Source organism: Acinetobacter sp. YH12068_T, from assembly GCF_024606005.1.
GTDB lineage: Bacteria > Pseudomonadota > Gammaproteobacteria > Pseudomonadales > Moraxellaceae > Acinetobacter > Acinetobacter amyesii.
This window is the reverse complement of the sequence record NZ_CP094555.1, coordinates 452,145-470,678: the sequence shown is the minus strand read 5'-3', so window position 1 is coordinate 470,678 and position 18,534 is coordinate 452,145. Positions and strand designations below refer to the sequence as shown.

Sequence of the window (18,534 nt, the reverse complement as noted above, 5' to 3'; positions counted from 1 at the left end):
CTTCCCTTCCATCTAGAAATACGTTAAAAACAGCAACAAATAAAAGATTGCATACGCAGGATGTGACATGCAGATAACAAAAATAATCATGATGCTGGTGTTTCTGAGTGGACTGAGCATATCGACCAGTTGGGCCAAATTCGTTCAATGGCAACCCCAGATCCCTAGTAGTTTGGACTTGTTTAATGGCAATGCCAAAGCCTTGGCAAATCTTGCCGGTGATCACATCGTGATTTTTGTACATCCCTCACAGCAGATTAGTCTGCCCACGATGAAAGCAGGTCAAAAAGTCGTTGGTAAATTTCAAAGTGCCGCCGTGGTTGTCCCAACCAACAGCAAAAATGTGTCCAGATTACTCAGTAATTATCCAAACTATGCTGGCTTATTTCCCACGCTAAAATCTGCTGAGGTTTTGCAACAGCAAGGTTCAACCAGCCAAGTTGAATACCGCATCCATATCCCGACACCTATTCCGGTTTTAAACTTTAAAGAAACCGTGGTGATACAGCACCAAATTGATCACAACAGCATTAATAGTTTGGTTCTACAAGCACCGGTGCCCTTTGGTGCAGGGAAAATTGAATGGTTTGAGATCGATGCTCAACACACCTTGATTAGTGTGACCCAATGGGGCGATTTAAATCAGCCTAAAGGTTTTTTGTTTAGCAAAATATTAAATGCCTTACCCGATGCCAAATTAGGGATTCCTGCGGGAACCAATGGTTTTTTACTCGAATCTTTACAGCGCCGATTTAAAGCCTTTAGCAGCGAAACTCTCGCTGCAAATCAATTACCTGAACTCAAATTAAATGCCTCTCAACTCGACAAAGTCACCCAATTAAGTCAAAGCTCAAAAGAACCTGTGTCCTTTATTTTGACAGCGCAACGCGTTCCCTTTGGGCAAAATTATGAATTGATGCGCTTTAGCACCAGTTTTCAATATTATGCACAAGAGCCTTCGAGCTTACAGCGCTGGATTAATGTGTCTTCGTTCAAGCACTTATTTCCAAGACAAGTTAAACATATGCAAGTGCAGAAAATTAATCCGCACCTCATGGATGCCGACTATAAAATTTCGGTGGGTTTAGGCGTGATCAATATTCCCTTTGATTTTAAAATGCGTTTTAACTACCCAGACTTACTGCAAAATCAATACACCGCGACAGGTGGGGACTTAAAGTTTGTCCGAGGTGCTATGCATATTCGCCCCTTACAACAAGGGTCGTTATTACAATTGACCAGTGCGATGAAGATTGATGACAAAGCGCCTTTTTTACTTCGTGCTATGCGCAGTATGCCGTATCACGACATGCTGCCGGCTTTAGGCGGAAATACGGTCTTTGCACTCAAAGTTAAACAGAAGTTAAGTTAGAACCTCGAGTGATGAGCTGAATTTATTGGTTTTAGCTATATTTCAGACACAAAAAAACCGCAACATGTGCGGTTTTTTCAATCTTGATCAAGTTGGTGCGCTCAGAGAGATTCGAACTCCCGACCCCTTAGTTCGTAGCCAAGTGCTCTATCCAGCTGAGCTATGAGCGCGACGTCTTGATGAGGCTCATTATACGTGATTTTTATTTTTTGTTAAGAGCTTTTTCATATAAATTTAACCAAACGCACAGCAAATAAACAATTACCCTTTAAACACGCTAAAAATCAGCTAGATTTACTTTTTTAATGGCTTTTGCATCACAAGTTTGGAATTTAAACTTAGCAATACTCACGTATAAATGCTCAAGATAGATAACAAATCTATCGCCATCATTGAATCACTGCTTTAACTCACTCAATTCTTTTTTAAACTTAGATTTAAAAAAATTGCATCACTATGAATATCTGAAAAAAGGGTTATCTATAGAAGATAAGCAAAATTGAAATTTACTGATGGGTAGTTTTATGAAATAGAACGCTTAATAGAATCCAAACAAAAGACAGCTATATCAAAGCGATAAATCACAAGCACAAAAAAACCGCAACATGTGCGGTAATTTGTTCAAGTTGGTGCGCTCAGAGAGATTCGAACTCCCGACCCCTTAGTTCGTAGCCAAGTGCTCTATCCAGCTGAGCTATGAGCGCGTAACTTGTGTCGTCTTAAAAGACTACGTTTTCAGATTTACTTATTGGTGCGCTCAGAGAGATTCGAACTCCCGACCCCTTAGTTCGTAGCCAAGTGCTCTATCCAGCTGAGCTATGAGCGCGACATAAGTAAATCGTGGCGGTGAGAGAGGGATTCGAACCCTCGATACAGTTGCCCGTATGCATCCTTAGCAGGGATGTGGTTTCAGCCACTCACCCATCTCACCGTAACGTGCCGCCATAATACAAAGATCATGATACGACTGCAAGCACAGTCGTTATATTTTTTTCATTTTTTTACTCAATTAGATATTTTTTAAACGATTTTCAAAAAATTAGTGCAAAATTAGTTCAGCACACACTGCTGTCCCCTACTTTTCAGCTTTAAACATTATAAAATATCGGCATAAAACACTTTATTGCAATCAATTGCGTGCAGTATCTGCTTGCATGACTTATGCTAATCCTAATCTTCTGATTTGAAGCCAAATACATATGAAAAACTGGGTCGACCCTGAAGCAAAAGCTGAAGCCGAACGTTATGACAATCCAATTCCAAGCCGTACTCTGATTCAAGAGACGATTGAACAACTGAAAACTGCAATGTCGCATGCCGATCTTGTAGAACATTTTGAAATTGCCGATCAAAAAAGTATTGATGCACTGAGTCATCGTCTGATTGCGATGGTTCGAGATGGTCAGTTGATGAAAGATGGATTTAAGTTCCAGCTTGCAGCTGAGCAACCGACTCATGAAGCAACGGTTTATATCAACTCAAAAGGTTTAGGCACAGCCAATATTAGCGGTGAAGATGACCTTTTACTTCCTGAGCGTGAGTTACGTCAGGTGTTTAATGGTGACCGTGTTAAAGTCCGCCAAACTTCGGTAGACCGTAAAGGCAAAGCATGGGGCTTTATTACTGAAGTTCTACAGCATCGTGTCAAAGAAATTATCGGTAAAGTGTCTGAGTATGAAGGTGAATATTTTATTCAGCCGGCAAATCCCAATGCACACCAACCGATTACGTTAGAAAGAGAATTAATCGAGCATGCCAAAGTCAAACTCGGTGACTCTGTACGTATTGCGATTGACAGCTACCCAACCAAAGAGGAATTTGCGACAGGTCATATTGTTCAGTCGATGGCTGATAAAGCAGACACTGAAATTATTATTCCGCAAACCATTTTAGAATTTGGTTTACCTTACGAATTCCCTGAAGCGGTACAACAAGAAGCCAACAGCTTTAAAGAGCCATCAGAACAAGATCGTGAAGATCGTGTCGACTTACGTGATTTAGCGCTTGTCACCATTGATGGTGAAGATGCCCGCGACTTCGATGATGCCGTGTATGCGGAAAAACGTCCGGGTGGTGGTTATCGTGTTGTGGTGGCAATTGCCGATGTCAGCCATTATGTACGTCCGGGTAAACCGCTCGATGACGAAGCTCAAGAGCGCGGTACATCGGTGTACTTCCCTCATTTTGTATTGCCGATGTTGCCTGAGGCGCTGTCGAATGGTTTATGTTCTTTGAACCCACACGTAGACCGTTTATGTATGGTCTGTGATTTAAACTTATCTCGCGCGGGTCGTGTCACTAAGTTTGAGTTCTATCCGGGTGTAATGCATTCAAAAGCTCGTTTGACCTATACTCAAGTGGCCGAATATTTTGAAGGTAATAGTCAAGCCATTCCTGAAGACCGTGATGTACGTAAATCGGTCAATACCTTATTCCAATTGTATCAAGTGTTGAAAGGCTTACGTGCTGAACGCCACGCGATGGAATTTGAAACCGTTGAAACTTATATGACCTTTGATGAGCTAGGCGGTATTAACGAAATCCTACCGCGCAGCCGTAATGATGCACATAAGCTAATTGAAGAATGCATGTTGTTGGCAAACGTCGCAGCGGCAGAATATGCATTAAAAAATGAAATTCCGATGCTGTACCGTGTGCATGAGCCACCTGAGTTCTCACGCATTCAAAAGGTTCGTGATTTTGTGAAGTTATTGGGGCTGCCATTCCCTGAACAGCCGACTCAAGCTGACTATCAAGCCGTAATCGATGCCACCAAAGACCGTATTGATGCTCCAAGCATTCATGCCGTTTTACTCCGTTCAATGATGCAAGCTTATTATGGCGCGAACAATGCAGGTCACTTTGGCTTGGCTTATGAAGCGTATACGCATTTCACATCTCCAATCCGTCGTTATCCAGACTTGTTACTTCACCGTGCCATCAAAGCACAATTAAAGAAAAAACCTTACCCAATTTCTGGTGCTTCGCTGGATGATGCTGGTGAACACTTCTCTGCGACTGAGCGCCGTGCAGATGAAGCTTCACGTTCTGTCACTACGTGGTTGAAGTGCCATTATATGCAGCAGCATTTGGGTGAAGAGTTTGTCGGCACCATCAGTGCAACTGCTGAATTTGGCCTTTTTGTAACGCTCAAAGACTTATATGTTGATGGCATGATCCACGTCAGCCAATTGGGTGATGACTTCTTTGTCTATGACCAACCGAGTCAGAGCCTCATTGGTCAATCTCGAGGCCAAGTTTTCAGTCTCGGCGATGAAGTGAAAATTAAAGTCGCTGGTGTAAATCTAGAAGAGCGCAAAATCGACTTTGAATTGATTCAACAATTGAGCCATGCAGGTCGCGCTATTCGCGCACGTGCCCCTCGTGTTGCAAAACCTACAGCCAAAGAAGAAGTCTTTTCAGAACGTAAAGCCAACGCTGCTGAAGATGGAGAACAGCCCATACGACGCAAAAAGTCGAAATCTAAGCCCAGTTCATTCGGTAAAAAGCCTGCTAAAAAATCTGCAGGCAAATCTGAAGCGAAGGCTAAAGATAAAGTGAAGAAAAAATCCAAACCGAAAAAGAAAAAATCCAATGCAAAATCATCTGCGGATTAAGGTTTAAATCAAGAGCGCTTCGGCGCTCTTTTATTTATTAAGACTTTGAAGATATTTTTTTAAGACCCATAAATTTTTCAAATAATATTGCTTTATTTGCTCCTCACTTAACCCTAATCTTCTCAAATTTTGTTTCACTTTACTTTCTTCTAAGGGCAATAATATTCCTAACTTAGACTGTAACTTCATTAAATCTTTTGTACCAAATAAAGCTAATAAAACTTCACCATATATTTCTTCTACCTCCTCTATCTTAATTAAATCAACTATACGTCTAATTACTCTCTCTCCTCTATCAATTTGTTGCTTATCAAGTCGAGAGATTTTATTGGTTTTTTTACTTTTTAATTTCCTATTTGATAAGTAAGTCCTATAAGAAATATGAACTGGTTTATCTTTTATTATCCCTGACATAAATAATTTGTCTCAAAATCAAAAGTTATAATTTGGAAAACATACTATCAAACTTGATTTTTTGATCAATGCCCTTACTACTTAACACAAGACATTACATAATTGAGACGGATATGACTTTAGAAAAGGCAACATTACCTGTTCCACAATTTGACCAAATCGCATTGGAACAGCTGAAAGAAAAAATTCAAAGCGCCATTCAACAAGGTCAGCAATTTCTCAATGAATTAACAGAAGTCCCTGATTCGATTCAGCAACAACTGAATACCTTAGAACAAGTTGATCGCCTAGAAAATAATATGAGCGAAGCTTGGGGCGTGTTATCACACTTAAATGCTGTGATGAACAACGCGGAAACCCGTGAGCTGTATCAGGCTTTGTTACCCAGTCTGAGTGAGTACTATACACAGCTAGGTCAACATACAGCGTTGTATCAAACCTATCAGCATGTACATGACAACAGTGTATTTGACACGCTTCCTGCAGCACAGCAAAGCGCGATTAAACTTGCGTTACGAGATTTTAAACTTTCAGGCGTAGCCTTAGAAGGTGAACCGAAAAAACGCTATGCAGAAATATCTGCACGACTTTCACAGTTATCATCAGACTTTTCCAATCACGTATTGGATGCCACCCAAGCCTACTTCAAACCTTTAACTGAAGCGCAGCTCAAAGGACTACCTCAAGGCAGTATTGAACTTCTGAAACAATATGGTCAGCAACGCGAACTCGAACAGGCTGTAGCCACACTCGACTTCCCGTCTTATATTGCCATTATGACCTATGCAGAAGACCGCGAAGTGCGTGAAGCGCTCTATAAAGCCTATACCACACGTGCTTCTGATCAGGCAGACTCTGCTGAATTTGATAATACAGCGGTCATGGAAGAAATCTTGAAGCTACGTCAGGAAATGGCAAGCCTGCTTGGTTTTAACAACTACGCCGAATTGTCCTTGGCAAGCAAAATGGCACCCGATGTAGCGACTGTAGATCAGTTCCTGATTGAATTGGCAGAACATGCGCGTGAACCAGCAGAGAAAGAAATCGCTGAACTGAAAGCCATTGCAGCGCAAGACGGTATCACTGAGTTACAACCGTGGGATGCCACTTTCTATTCAGAAAAACTCAAAGTTCAACAGTTTAATTTGTCACAAGAAGACCTGAAGCCCTATTTCCCTGCACCTAAAATTATTCAAGGCTTGTTCAGCATTGTAAATCGTCTCTATGGCATCAATGTAATCGAGCGTGAAGCGCCTGTTTGGCATCCTGATGCACGTTATTTTGAACTTGAAGATCAAGGCAGCGTGATTGGCGGTTTTTACTTTGACCTGTATGCACGAAGCGGTAAACGTGGCGGCGCATGGATGAGCGGCTTCCGTTCACGCATGCAAACTGAAAATGGTCTGCAAAAACCAATTTGCTACATGGTCTGCAACTTTACCCCACCTGTCGGTGAGCAAGCTGCTTTACTTACCCATGATGAAGTAACGACGTTGTTCCACGAATTTGGTCATGGCTTACATCACATGCTCACTGAAGTCGATAATATTGCTGTGGCTGGTACACATGGCGTGGCGTGGGATGCAGTAGAGCTACCAAGTCAATTCATGGAATTTTGGACTTGGGATCAAGAAAGTTTAGATTTACTCAGTGAACATATCGAATCAAAACAAACTTTACCAGCCGATCTGCTAAAAGCACTACAAGATGCGCGTTTCTTCCAGTCAGGGATGCAAACGTTACGTCAAATTGAATTTGCCATGTTTGACTTAAATATCCATAAGGCCAACCCTGCTTTGGACGCTGCAGGCATCCAACACCCCCTAGATGATATTCGTCAAAAATATGCAGTTGCACCCACCACTTCGTACAACCGTTTCCAACATGGTTTCAGTCATATCTTTGCAGGTGGTTACGCTGCTGGTTATTATTCATACAAATGGGCAGAGGTTTTGGCAAGTGATGCCTTCGACCGATTCGAAAATGAAGGAATTTTTAATACTTCGACTGGCAAGTCGTTTAGACAATTTATTCTAGCAGTTGGCGGAAAAGATACGGCACTTGACGCATTTATCAATTTCCGCGGACGCGAGCCAAAAATAGATGCTTTGCTGCGTCATCAAGGTTGGACGAACGCATCTAAAAACGCTTAAACTAGGGACCTTAGTTAGATTCAAGGTAAGTATGATGACCATTAAACGACGCTTCATTGCAGGTGCAAAATGTCCAAAATGCCAAGCGATGGACCGGGTTGTCATGCTGACCTCTGGCGAAGACGAATGGATCGAATGCATTGATTGTGGTTACAGTGAAAATCGACCGACTCATGTCGATCAACCTGAACAACCTGCCGTGCCAGACGATATCGGTGTGATCCAATTTAAGCCACGTCAGCCTAAATAAAAATTAAGGTCAAGCAATGACAGAAGATCAAAGACATAATCCAAAATTGTTAGTTGGAATCATTGGGGGCTTAACGTTATTGATTGCTATCTTTTTTGCATATCAATGGTTAAGCAGCAGTACAGCAGATAAATCTGCACTTCAAGAAGAACTGGTCGCTGCACCGGCTAAACCGCCTGTTGCAGTCCCAGTCCAATCTGAAACTGAAGCATCAGTCCCTGTCGCAGAGACTGAAACCCTTAAATTGGTCGAAGAAGACATTTTAGATGCAGCTGTACCTGAAAATGCCTCTTTAGCCAAAGAAGAAATTGCCAAATTAGATGACATTCAACAACAATTGAATGATCAGGAGCAAAGTTTAAAACAGCAGCATTCTGATGCAGATGAGCTGATTAAACTGAAAGAAGAACAAATTAAATTACTCGAAGCCCAGTTAGCACAACAAGCAAAATAACCGACTTCTGCTACACCATGCATACTTATAGGCTAGAATATCATCAGATTTTCTAGCCTTTTTGTTATGTCCACTACTACACCACCACAAAATATCCCCAAAGCAATTGGCTTTCTCATGCTATCAGCACTGCTTTTTTCCATCATGGGGGTTTGTATACGCTTCGCATCTCACACAGTAGATAATGCCACCATCGTATTTTTTCGCAATGCGGTTGGCTTATTGATCTTTTTACCCCTGATTTTGCAAAAAGGCAGCACGTTTTTTAGAACTGAAAAACTGTGGATGCATACCTGGCGTTCAATCGTAGGCTTGGTGGCAATGTATGGCTTTTTTTATGCCATCGCACACTTAAAACTCTCCAATGCCATGGTCTTCACCTATTCCTCGCCGATCTTCATCCCCTTAATTGCATGGTTATTTTTAAAAGAAAAAATGACCCTGAGTATGCTCATTGCCGCAGTCATTGGTTTGATTGGCGTGCTCTTCGTCGCAAAGCCCGATGCAGGAATGTTCAATCAGTTATCACTGATCGGACTAACCGCAAGCTTCTTGGCAGCCATGGCATTTGTCACTGTCCGTGCCCTTACAGCAACTGAACCACCTGAACGCATCGTGTTTTATTTCTGCTTTTTTGGCACGCTCATATCGATGATCCCGATGCTCTGGCTCTGGCGTCCTTATAGTTTAAAGGAGTTAGCTTTTCTGATTACAGCGGGACTTTTGGCCAATATCAGTCAAATTTTTATGTCCAATGCCTATAAGCTTGCACCCGCAGGTCAAATTGGTCCCGTCAACTATATAGCGATTATTTTTGCCGGTATTTGGGGCTTTACCCTGTGGCAAGAATTGCCAGATATTTACAGCCTATTCGGTTTTGCTTTTATATTTTTAGCGATTTTGCTATGTAGTCCGTTCCTACAAAATAAGTTTAAAAAGTCATAAATATCCATTCATTTACCTTCAAACGCACAGCCCCCTATTCAATAAAAAAAGCACCCGAAGGTGCTTTTTTAATGGCTCACTGCGAACTTATTGGTACCAACCAAACAGTTTCAGAATATAAGGAGCATAAGTCACGATCACCAAAGCTGGGAACAATACAAGGATCGGTAAAATCCAACGTTCATAGCGATAATAGAAATTGGTGTATTGGGCTTTTGCTTCTGCATCCGCTGCCCGCACCTCTTCATCCCCGACGGAGAGTCGTGTCAGCAAGTGATTCAGCGCTACAGGTGGCGAAACATAACCGAGCTCAAAGGCAACCAAAACGATCATCCAGAAGTGAATCGGATGGATACCATTTTCATAAGCTACTGGTGCAATCGTTGCTGCAACCAAAATCACTGCCCCGAATGGATCTGTCGTCATACCAATAATCGCCAACAACAATGCGATAAAGGCCAATGAAATATAGATATTGCCCAAATGCGTTGGTAATAATTCAACGATTTCTGTACGTTCAATCAAACCGCCGACACTTGCCGACAAGGCCATTAAGATAATTAATGCGCCAATGTGTCCAACCGTTTCTGAAGAAGCAAACCAAATTGAACTACCGAAACCACGACGGTTAGCCCCATGTCCACCATGTTCACGCATGAACTCAGAATTTTGCTCATGTTGTAAGCTGAGTTGTTCATGTGCATCTACAGTTTGCGAAGTAAAACGATCTGCAAACCAACGGTCAAACATAATGTAAACAATCAGAATAATCGGTAGAACCACAGGCGCGGTGAACTCATCCATTTGTGTATCTAAACCGTACTTGTAGAAAGCAATGACAAGCAAGGTCAGTACGATATACGGAATCACAGGAATGAACGCTTTCAGCATGCCCGGAATAGCCACTTTCGGCGATGCCACACGGAAACGTGTTTCTGCCAAGAACAGTGAAATACCCAAGAACAAGAATGCTGTGAGCCAGAACACATAGATACCGTGATCAAATAGCTCATCTGACGTCACATGGCGGCTATCAAGCATCGAGATCAGGATAATCAATAGACATGGACGGATGACCACACCTAAGGAACCTGACATTGCAGATACAGCGAGTGCAAACTGACGACGAGAGCCAGAGTTCCACACTTCTTTATAAATAATTGCACCGGCTGCTACAACGAAGATCCCGGAAGCGCCGGTATAAGCGGTTGGAATCGCCGCGGCAATCAGAATTAACCACGTCAAGGTCTCAGGTGCTAAGTTCCATGGACGTAAAATCCCCAAGAACAAATCCATCACGCGCGTTTGGGTCAATAACATTCCGGCCCAAATAAACAGTGCAAGGTTCAGGAAAATCCCGGAGAACTCGACCAACTGTCCAAGGTAAATCCCCTGACCCATTGGATAGTCCATAAAGAAGGTAAACGCCACACCCGTAATAATCGCCATAAAGGCATACAACGGTACACTCAATAGCGCAAAACCAATATTCCCCGGACCCGGCTCTTTCGCAGCAGGTGGTTTAAAGAACTGATAAATACTGATGAGCGTGACAATACCAAACAAGGCTAACCACAACCAATATACCGCCAAGGTTTCTGTGGTCGATTTCACCCCAGAATTTAGGACTGAATTAAACTGACTATATACCGAGAAGGTTAATAGGCCATTCCCAATCGCCATGAATAAAGCATAGACTTTATAATCCAAGCGTGTTGTTGGCGCACGTAGACCAATATGATGGAACTTCACTGAAGCAGTAATGGCAGACACCAAGACCATCAGTAAAAGAATCAATACACGGTTTTCGGAACCAAATTTAAAGATGCCAAAGAATGTCGTTTCAATCGCACGATAAGTACGAATACTTGGATGCTCATCTAAATAAGCTTTTGCTTTGTCATAAAATTGGAATTTTTCTTCACATTGCTGTACACCTGCCATGACTGATGCACGTACATCAGATTCAGATGCTGTACCAAAAATATCTGCAAATTCGTCAGCCGCATTGGCTTTCATTTGCGTTTGCACCATTTTATCTACATCTGGGTGGCGGTCACAATCTGGCTTGGTCGGTTCTGCACGTAAAAATGAATACTGCATCCCAATGCTTTCATTACCATACAAACGTTCACCAGTACGCAGAAGCTGACCATGAATCATCTCCCCTGTCCCGATAATCAATGTAAGCAGAAGCAAGATCAACACGACTAGAGTCGAAATCCATTCTGTCCAGACATACCTTAACAGCCCGACGATGCCGGATCTGTTTTGTGTATCATTTTGCATGAGTCTTCCTATTTTTTATTTTGGAGCCTAGCGGGGCTAAGCATCCTTTTCCTTATCGGCTCGAGAAGTTCCTTTCCCTGACCTAACTGTTTTATTATTACGTTTAAATTTGCATCAATATTCAAAACATTAAAATGACAATATGTATTTTCTTTTCGGTTTTTTTTGTCAACCCATTCACCTAAAGTGCGTTAGCGATCCCAGAAATAATTACCAATAAGATAAAACACGGCGATGACAATGCCCCAAATCACCCCCAATAAATGGGCTTCGACTAAAACGGGGCTTCCTATTAATTCTGCCGTTCCGGTATTCCCTACGGTATTTTCCCACACCAATTTTGCCAAAATCAGCAAGAGGACAAAGGCTGCAAAATTTCGCTCCCGTTTATACATTAAATGTACGCAAGCGACCGCAACATAGGCGCCATGCAAGACACCAGATAATCCTGCATAGGCTTCAATATCGGGAAGGAAAAAAAAGAAACTTAGACTGATTAAAGGGGATAAAATCAATAAGATGGCAACAAAGTGCCATATTGAAACTCTTGGAAAAATAAACGGTAAGCAGATAAAGGCCAACATATTTAAAGCAAAATGAATCCAACCAACATGAACCCAATGGGCCGTCCATAAGCGCCAAAAGTCATGAAATAAATCATTTTGCCAGTAGATAAAATAGTCTTTAAATACCTGTAGCGAGGCACAGATCGAAACGAATACGGCAAGAAAGACAATTTTCGGAATTAAAAATTGTGTTTTCATTTTCGCTCCTCCTGTACCTCACATTTGGACTACATGCTTTATTAATTTGTTGCAGCACCACTGGTTTCAGCATCGCCACTAAACAAATCATCGAGTTCTGAACTATTGGCACTTTCATCCCAGAAATGTTCCATACCATCATCGCCGGTACGAACGCCTGTATGTTCAGTCCAATAACGATCTGAAATCCCTTTCACCATGCTTTCAGCCATACTATCGATGAGCTTAAATTGTGGGTTAACAGGTTTTTCATCACTACGCGCTTGTGCAAAGGTACGTAAGGCATCACGGATTTTCGCATCATCGCCACTGGCTTGTGCAGCAACTGCATATAACGCATGTGACAGTCTTACGCCTTTTTGCTCACCAATTTGCGCGGATTGTTTTAAGGTTTGGTATGGATCAGGTTTTCCATCTCCAGCACCCGGCAATAGCGTCCAGATCACAGCGCGGGTTGCATTTGGTGCGCCCCAGAATTTTTCATTATTCAGACAAACCATACCGCGTTCAACAATCGCAGCAATGTCTTTTGGAACGTTTACCGCCCCACCCGAGTTAATATCATTGGTCATGGCCTGTAAGCCACTTAACATTCCCAACATATACACTGTTTGGTCAATGTCGCTGTTCATTTTTGGACAGCCTTCACCTAGACTTTTCTTATACTTCTTTTCAAAACGATCTTGAAATAATTGATAGCCGGTATATTGACGCTGTGCCGCAAGTGCCGCCCAACGCTTTTGCTCAACACGGGCATCTTGTGCTTCAGTCACTTGGTTAGCTTTAGATGCACGTAAATAGCGTAACTCTGCATCCAAGGCTTTTTGTTCTGCACAGATCCCTGCTGCTGAATACATCAACACTGCCACACGTGTTGGGTCTGCGCCCATATCTTTAGTGGCCATAATGGCTGGGGTTAATGAATTACCTGAATTACACACCATTTCAGCATCTTCCATGGCTAAAATTGGTGGCACAATATGTTTTTCGGTAAATCCGAGTGCAACATTAGCACCGGTTTTTACAACCTGCGAACAACCCGCGAATAATGTACTTGTTATTGCTACAACTGCCACACCCTGGCATATTTTTTGGACGCTCGACATTTTCCTGTCCTCTATAATTGTGTTTATGTCCATCACGACAAACATATCAGAAGCAAAAAATGAATAAAAGAGTATTTGCTCTAATTTGAACGACACACTGTGCCATGAATCACGCTGAATGCAATTGACTGTTTTTTTAGAAAGATTAAATTTTAGGCAAAAAAAAGTAGCATAGCGACGGTTCGGCACATGCTACTTATTAACTGTGAAAGCGTTTAACTGCTTATTTTTGAGTTAACTGTTCCTTCAGCACTGTTCCTAGTCGTCCTATAACAATTGCTAACACAATCGCTATTACCAGAAACATCCAAGTTGGCATCATCATGATGATTTCCTTTAAGGGCTGTTGGTAAGGATAATATATAGGCAGAGAATCACCGCACAGCTTAAAATTGTCTGACAATTTAAATATTTTGCCAATAAAATCCAATCCTGTCAGACAAGATTATTTTAACCACAACACAAGGTAATGAAATATTTACATTTTATAGAATTTTAAAAATACAGGTTGTCTAACAATTAGATCATTTTGGCCAATACTTTGAGTGATTTCCACTGTTTCAATGACAATTGATCGCGCCAAATAATCACCGGTTTTGCACGCGCATGCATAAAATACACCACGATATACATTTGATGATCCAAAATATGGCTAATTTGAACGCGTTGCACCGGGCGGTTCAGTCGTTGCAAAGACCAATCAGTTCCATCCAAATATTCTAGACTGGTGACGTGTAAATGCTTACGGAAAAACAGAACATAAACCACTAGCCCGATTAGGAAAAATATCCCCCAAAGCATGGGCGTTAGTAACTGATAAAGCAGCGTCATCAATACCGCAAAAATAAAAAACTGAAACGCATGCGATAAAAAACTGCGTTTCAGTTTGAATTGCCGATTATCCATGAACGTAATGTTTTAATTTTTGAATAAACGTTTTTAATTCAGGACGTGGCGGTTCACTAACTTCCATAAACCAATCCAACAAATCTGGATCTTCTGCAGCAACGAGTTCTGCAAACATGTCTTTTTCAGCTGCATCGGCTTGTAAATAGTAATTTTTGACGTAGGGATCAAAATAAACATCAATCTCTTTTAAACCACGACGTGCACGGTAGATCACTTTACGCTCTTCTAAGCTGATTTCATCAGTCATTGTCTTCCCCAATCGTTGAACCCGTCTAGTGTAACTCATCCACCCCATTGAAGTGGAGTGTTTTCACAGATTGACCGAATGCTTCATCGCATTCCCTGCTTTTGAATGTTCTGCACATTGCAGTCACTCGCTGCATCTTATAAGTTGAGACAAAGCCATAAAAATGAATAGGATATTCAAAATGCAATCTGGAGCGATTCGCCCACTCAACAACATGCTGCCACGTCAATTATTTAATGCAGAACATGATGCATTTCGTGAAACAGTACGAAAATTTTATGAAAAAGAAGTTGTGCCCAATATCGAAAAATATGAAAAACAACAACATGTTGACCGTGACTTATGGAATAAAGCCGGTGCCATGGGCTTGCTTTGCCCGACCATGCCCGAAGCTTATGGCGGCTATGGTGTAGACCGACTCTATAGCATGATTCTGATTGAAGAGCAGGCGTATGCCATGGACTCCTCTACTGGCTTTTCACTGCATTCCGACATCGTGGCCAATTATATTCATAACTTTGGCAATGAAGAACAAAAGCTGCATTGGCTGCCGAAAATGGCTTCTGGCGAAACCGTGACTGCCATTGCAATGACCGAACCGGGCACAGGTTCAGACCTACAAGCCGTACGCACAACTGCTACAGAAGATGGTGATGACTATATTATTAATGGGTCAAAAATTTTTATCACCAATGGCTATTTATGTGACATGGCGATTGTGGTCTGTAAGACAGGCAATAGTGAAAAAGGTTCAGCCAATTTATCGCTAATTATCGTCGAGGCAGATCGCGTCGGTTTTAGTAAAGGCAAACCTTTAAACAAAATTGGCATGAAAGGTCAGGATACCTGTGAACTGTTCTTTAATAATGTCCGCGTCCCTAAAAGCAACTTACTCGGCATGCAAGGTATGGGCTTTATGATGCTGATGAAGGAATTGGCTTGGGAGCGCATGTTGGTTGCGATTATTTGCCAAGCCGGTGCAGAAGCAGCCTTTGCGCACACAGTTCAATACACCAAAGAACGTAAGGCATTTGGCAAGACCGTATCAAGTTTCCAAAACACCCGTTTTAAATTGGCAGAACTACGTACTGAGATCGATTTTTGTCGAGCTTATCTAGATCGCTGTATGGAACTACAACTTGAGGAACAGCTCGGTATTGACGCTGCAGCCGCTGCTAAATACAAAATTTCAGAAATGTTTTCCAAAGTTGTGGATGAATGTCTGCAGTTGCATGGTGGCTATGGCTATATGCTTGAATATCCAATTGCACGGGCTTATATCGACAATCGAGCCAATCGTATTTATGCAGGTACCAATGAAATTATGAAAGAGCTGATTTCCCGCTCTTTATAACAACAAAGCCCATCATCTGATGGGCTTTTTTCATTCTTTCGATATCAACTTAAATCATTCACAAAATCACAGATCAGTGCAGTGACCAATGCGGGTTGCTCTTTATGCGGCATGTGATGAAGCCCTTCCAAAATCTCTAGTTCAGCATCACCTTGTATACCCGAAAAAAGTTTCTGAGCTTGTGCTGTCGTCCCGTATTCATCCAGTTCTCCATGGATGATCAAGCTTGGACACTGTACTTTTCCAACATATTGCTCGAGGTTCCATTGACGAAAACTCGGTGAGAGCCAAGTTTCAGTCCAAGCATCCAAAACCCATTGGGCTTTATCCCCATGATATTTAGCCAAGCGTTCAAGCTGTCCCAGCTGCGCAAACCCTATTTTGGCTTCACGTATACCCGATAATGTCAGTTCTTCCACTTCATACTGTGCTGCTATGGAGATCAGACCTCGACATTGTTCAGTATATTCACTGGCAATAACCACAGACATTCCCCCACCGACACTATGTCCCATCACGATAAACTGTTGAATGGAATAATGTTGAAGTAGCGCCTTAAAGCCCTGCTGTGCTTCGGCATAGACAAAATCAGTACTTAATACATCAGGATTTGCTGACGAACGACCAAAACCCAACCGATCATAAGCAATGACCTTTCTGCCAGACGCAGAAGCCAATTGCGCAGGAAAATCACGCCACAAATCCACACTCCCCAGTGAATCATGCATCAATATAATCGGAGCCAGATTTGTAGTTTTATCTGCTGTTTCAGGCTGCCAAGCTTTGCTATATAGCTCATAATCATTTAATTTTATAAATTCTGAATGTTCTTGAATATTCACATTAACCCTGTGTGCTTTTCCTTATTTTCAACATGATATATTTTTCAACAAATAAAGCGCATCAAATAAAACCCTAAAGTCACTCATCTAAAGCAAAAAAAAAGGAGCATGATGCTCCTTTTTCTATAACTGACTTAAGAAACTAATCTGGGTTTAGCCGCCACTTGATCTGACTTTTTTTCAAATTTCAGCACTCCATCTTCAAATGAAGCATGCTTTAATTCTTTACGATCTGCCAAATAGTTATTGCTGACTTTCCACGGTGCATGTTTACCCTGTTTTGGCATCACATCTGCTGCACGTGCAATATAGCCTGAGGTCAAACTGCCCATCACCGTATCTTCTAACAACTCGGTCGCATCACCTTGTGGAATCACTTGGTTATAACCATTTTGATCCATATAGTTAATCAATTTACAGATGTATTCAGAAGCAATATCGACTTTTAATGTCCATGAAGCATTAATATAGCCAATAATCATCGCCATATTGGGTACATCACTGACCATAACACCACGATATAACATATGTTTTGAGGTATTCAGTGGCTGTCCATCGATTGTGGCACTAATGCCGCCTAAAATTTGAATGTTGAGACCTGTAGCAGAAATTACTACATCTGCATCAAGATGTTTACCTGATTTCAATTGAATGCCATTTTCAGTAAAACTTTCAATTTGATCAGTTTCAACAGATGCACGGCCTTCACGTAAAATTTTAAACAAATCACCATCTGGCACCACACAAAGCCGCTGATCCCAAGGATTATAATCTGGGGTAAAGTGCTTCATATCCACTTTACCTTTCAATTGCAACTCAATTGATTTTAATAAAAACTTACGGAGTAATTTAGGTTGCTTTTGTGCAACAGCATAAACAGCCCGCTGTACACCGATATTCCGTGCACGGGTAAGTTTATAAGCAACATCTTCAGGTAATACTTTACGCATCTTGTCATAAATGATGTCAATAGAAGGTACTGAGGCAATATAAGTTGGAGAGCGCTGTAACATTGTTACATGAGCTGCACCTCCTTTTGCCATGGCAGGGACCAAGGTAATCGCTGTTGCTCCACTGCCAATAATCACCACTTTTTTGCCTGCATAATTAAAATTTTCAGGCCAATGCTGTGGATGAATAAAAGTACCTTTGAAATTTTCCTGCCCTGCGAACTCAGGTTGGAACCCTTGGTCATAATTATAATAACCCGTACAGCCAAAGACGAAATTTGCAACCCAGGTTTGTTGTTTCTTCTTCGCATCTTCAATAACAACAGACCATTTACGAGTTTGTGAGTCGTAGTTCGCACTCACAACACGATGTTGAAAATGAATTTTTTCTTTGATCTTATATTCGTCAATCACTTCAGAAAGGTAGCCTTTAATCGAAGACCCATCAGCAAGCACACTAGATTTTTTCCACGGCTTAAAATTAAAGCCAAAAGTTGACATGTCCGAATCAGAACGAATACCCGGATATTTAAAAAGATCCCATGTACCACCGAAACTTTCACGACGTTCAATAATTTCAAATGAACGATTTGGACATTTTTTTGAAAGATGCGCAGCCAAACCTATACCGGAGATCCCTGCACCTACAATGAGAATATCAACTTGTTTTTCCATGTTGTTCTTTTAACCTATCTTAGATTTATATTTATTAAATCACATTTTTGACAATGCACAATGTCAAGTTTAAGCAAAAGGCGATTTATTTTTATCTTTTAAGGACAAATTGAATTATTGTCTAACAATATACAGCCAACACAAAACTGCAGGCATTAAAAAAGGTCGGTTAAAAACCGACCTTTTTTAGAAC

The 18,534-nt window shown here is 41.5% G+C and carries 15 protein-coding genes and 4 tRNA genes; 7 read left to right on the top strand and 12 right to left on the bottom strand.

From position 1 onward, the window contains the following. Positions 1-88: 88 nt before the first annotated feature. Positions 89-1,372: an SRPBCC family protein gene (locus MST18_RS02325; RefSeq protein WP_373686673.1), complete on the top strand. Its 1,284-nt coding sequence runs from the start codon at positions 89-91 to the stop codon at positions 1,370-1,372. Between the two features lie 93 nt (positions 1,373-1,465). Here MST18_RS02325 and MST18_RS02320 read toward each other — a convergent pair. The 4 genes from MST18_RS02320 to MST18_RS02305 form a co-directional block, all read right to left on the bottom strand. Next, a tRNA-Arg gene (locus MST18_RS02320) sits at positions 1,466-1,542 on the bottom strand. Between the two features lie 457 nt (positions 1,543-1,999). Beyond that, a tRNA-Arg gene (locus MST18_RS02315) sits at positions 2,000-2,076 on the bottom strand. A 45-nt stretch (positions 2,077-2,121) separates the two neighbouring features. Next, positions 2,122-2,198, bottom strand: a tRNA-Arg gene (locus MST18_RS02310). A gap of 15 nt (positions 2,199-2,213) precedes the next feature. Then, positions 2,214-2,303, bottom strand: a tRNA-Ser gene (locus MST18_RS02305). A gap of 268 nt (positions 2,304-2,571) precedes the next feature. Here MST18_RS02305 and rnr point away from each other — a divergent pair. Then, positions 2,572-4,989, top strand: coding sequence for a ribonuclease R (rnr, locus tag MST18_RS02300; RefSeq protein WP_180133482.1), 2,418 nt, complete (start codon positions 2,572-2,574; stop codon positions 4,987-4,989). Between the two features lie 30 nt (positions 4,990-5,019). Here the strand turns inward: rnr and MST18_RS02295 are convergent, their stop codons facing one another. After that, positions 5,020-5,403 carry a hypothetical protein gene (locus tag MST18_RS02295; protein ID WP_180133481.1) on the bottom strand — a complete coding sequence of 128 codons (384 nt, stop codon included), beginning with the start codon at positions 5,401-5,403 and terminating at the stop codon, positions 5,020-5,022. Positions 5,404-5,516: 113 nt separating this feature from the next. Here MST18_RS02295 and MST18_RS02290 point away from each other — a divergent pair, with 113 nt between their 5' ends. The 4 genes from MST18_RS02290 (at position 5,517) to MST18_RS02275 (ending at position 9,205) form a co-directional block, all read left to right on the top strand. After that, positions 5,517-7,556: a M3 family metallopeptidase gene (locus MST18_RS02290; protein WP_180133480.1), complete on the top strand. Its 2,040-nt coding sequence runs from the start codon at positions 5,517-5,519 to the stop codon at positions 7,554-7,556. Positions 7,557-7,596: 40 nt separating this feature from the next. Continuing rightward, positions 7,597-7,806 (top strand): YheV family putative zinc ribbon protein, encoded by a 210-nt coding sequence (locus MST18_RS02285; protein WP_171256675.1) that lies wholly within the window; start codon positions 7,597-7,599, stop codon positions 7,804-7,806. Between the two features lie 16 nt (positions 7,807-7,822). Beyond that, positions 7,823-8,260 carry a hypothetical protein gene (locus MST18_RS02280; protein ID WP_180133479.1) on the top strand — a complete coding sequence of 146 codons (438 nt, stop codon included), beginning with the start codon at positions 7,823-7,825 and terminating at the stop codon, positions 8,258-8,260. Positions 8,261-8,326: 66 nt separating this feature from the next. Further along, positions 8,327-9,205 (top strand): DMT family transporter, encoded by an 879-nt coding sequence (locus MST18_RS02275; protein WP_180133478.1) that lies wholly within the window; start codon positions 8,327-8,329, stop codon positions 9,203-9,205. A gap of 87 nt (positions 9,206-9,292) precedes the next feature. Here MST18_RS02275 and MST18_RS02270 read toward each other — a convergent pair whose 3' ends face one another. The 5 genes from MST18_RS02270 to MST18_RS02250 all read right to left on the bottom strand — a co-directional run bounded on the left by MST18_RS02270 (position 9,293) and on the right by MST18_RS02250 (position 14,520). Then, positions 9,293-11,494 (bottom strand): TRAP transporter large permease subunit, encoded by a 2,202-nt coding sequence (locus tag MST18_RS02270; RefSeq protein WP_180133477.1) that lies wholly within the window; start codon positions 11,492-11,494, stop codon positions 9,293-9,295. Positions 11,495-11,685: 191 nt separating this feature from the next. Further along, positions 11,686-12,258: a rhombosortase gene (gene rrtA, locus MST18_RS02265; protein ID WP_180133476.1), complete on the bottom strand. Its 573-nt coding sequence runs from the start codon at positions 12,256-12,258 to the stop codon at positions 11,686-11,688. Between the two features lie 41 nt (positions 12,259-12,299). Beyond that, positions 12,300-13,364 (bottom strand): hypothetical protein, encoded by a 1,065-nt coding sequence (locus MST18_RS02260; RefSeq protein WP_180133475.1) that lies wholly within the window; start codon positions 13,362-13,364, stop codon positions 12,300-12,302. Positions 13,365-13,883: 519 nt separating this feature from the next. Further along, a complete protein-coding gene (locus MST18_RS02255) occupies positions 13,884-14,270 on the bottom strand; it encodes a hypothetical protein (protein ID WP_111885419.1) in 387 nt (128 codons plus the stop codon). Beyond that, entirely contained in the window at positions 14,263-14,520 is a 258-nt protein-coding gene (locus tag MST18_RS02250) for a succinate dehydrogenase assembly factor 2 (protein ID WP_078189264.1), read from the bottom strand. Before MST18_RS02250 ends, MST18_RS02255 begins: the two co-directional genes overlap by 8 nt. Positions 14,521-14,701: 181 nt before the next feature. Here MST18_RS02250 and MST18_RS02245 point away from each other — a divergent pair, with 181 nt between their 5' ends. Continuing rightward, a complete protein-coding gene (locus MST18_RS02245) occupies positions 14,702-15,874 on the top strand; it encodes an acyl-CoA dehydrogenase family protein (RefSeq protein ID WP_180133474.1) in 1,173 nt (390 codons plus the stop codon). Between the two features lie 44 nt (positions 15,875-15,918). Here MST18_RS02245 and MST18_RS02240 read toward each other — a convergent pair whose 3' ends face one another. Together MST18_RS02240 and MST18_RS02235 are read right to left on the bottom strand one after the other, a co-directional pair. Further along, a complete protein-coding gene (locus MST18_RS02240; RefSeq protein WP_257250193.1) occupies positions 15,919-16,716 on the bottom strand; it encodes an alpha/beta fold hydrolase in 798 nt (265 codons plus the stop codon). Between the two features lie 134 nt (positions 16,717-16,850). Further along, entirely contained in the window at positions 16,851-18,341 is a 1,491-nt protein-coding gene (locus tag MST18_RS02235) for an NAD(P)/FAD-dependent oxidoreductase (RefSeq protein WP_180133473.1), read from the bottom strand. Positions 18,342-18,534: the final 193 nt, after the last annotated feature.

What these genes read in the sequence shown, in the direction of transcription:
- MST18_RS02325 (WP_373686673.1), top strand. Translation starts at nt 89, where the DNA reads ATGATGCTGGTGTTTCTGAGTGGACTGAGCATATCGACCAGTTGGGCC.
- rnr (WP_180133482.1), top strand. Translation starts at nt 2,572, where the DNA reads ATGAAAAACTGGGTCGACCCTGAAGCAAAAGCTGAAGCCGAACGTTAT.
- MST18_RS02295 (WP_180133481.1), bottom strand. Translation starts at nt 5,403, where the DNA reads ATGTCAGGGATAATAAAAGATAAACCAGTTCATATTTCTTATAGGACT.
- MST18_RS02290 (WP_180133480.1), top strand. Translation starts at nt 5,517, where the DNA reads ATGACTTTAGAAAAGGCAACATTACCTGTTCCACAATTTGACCAAATC.
- MST18_RS02280 (WP_180133479.1), top strand. Translation starts at nt 7,823, where the DNA reads ATGACAGAAGATCAAAGACATAATCCAAAATTGTTAGTTGGAATCATT.
- MST18_RS02275 (WP_180133478.1), top strand. Translation starts at nt 8,327, where the DNA reads ATGTCCACTACTACACCACCACAAAATATCCCCAAAGCAATTGGCTTT.
- MST18_RS02270 (WP_180133477.1), bottom strand. Translation starts at nt 11,494, where the DNA reads ATGCAAAATGATACACAAAACAGATCCGGCATCGTCGGGCTGTTAAGG.
- rrtA (WP_180133476.1), bottom strand. Translation starts at nt 12,258, where the DNA reads ATGAAAACACAATTTTTAATTCCGAAAATTGTCTTTCTTGCCGTATTC.
- MST18_RS02260 (WP_180133475.1), bottom strand. Translation starts at nt 13,364, where the DNA reads ATGTCGAGCGTCCAAAAAATATGCCAGGGTGTGGCAGTTGTAGCAATA.
- MST18_RS02255 (WP_111885419.1), bottom strand. Translation starts at nt 14,270, where the DNA reads ATGGATAATCGGCAATTCAAACTGAAACGCAGTTTTTTATCGCATGCG.
- MST18_RS02250 (WP_078189264.1), bottom strand. Translation starts at nt 14,520, where the DNA reads ATGACTGATGAAATCAGCTTAGAAGAGCGTAAAGTGATCTACCGTGCA.
- MST18_RS02245 (WP_180133474.1), top strand. Translation starts at nt 14,702, where the DNA reads ATGCAATCTGGAGCGATTCGCCCACTCAACAACATGCTGCCACGTCAA.
- MST18_RS02235 (WP_180133473.1), bottom strand. Translation starts at nt 18,341, where the DNA reads ATGGAAAAACAAGTTGATATTCTCATTGTAGGTGCAGGGATCTCCGGT.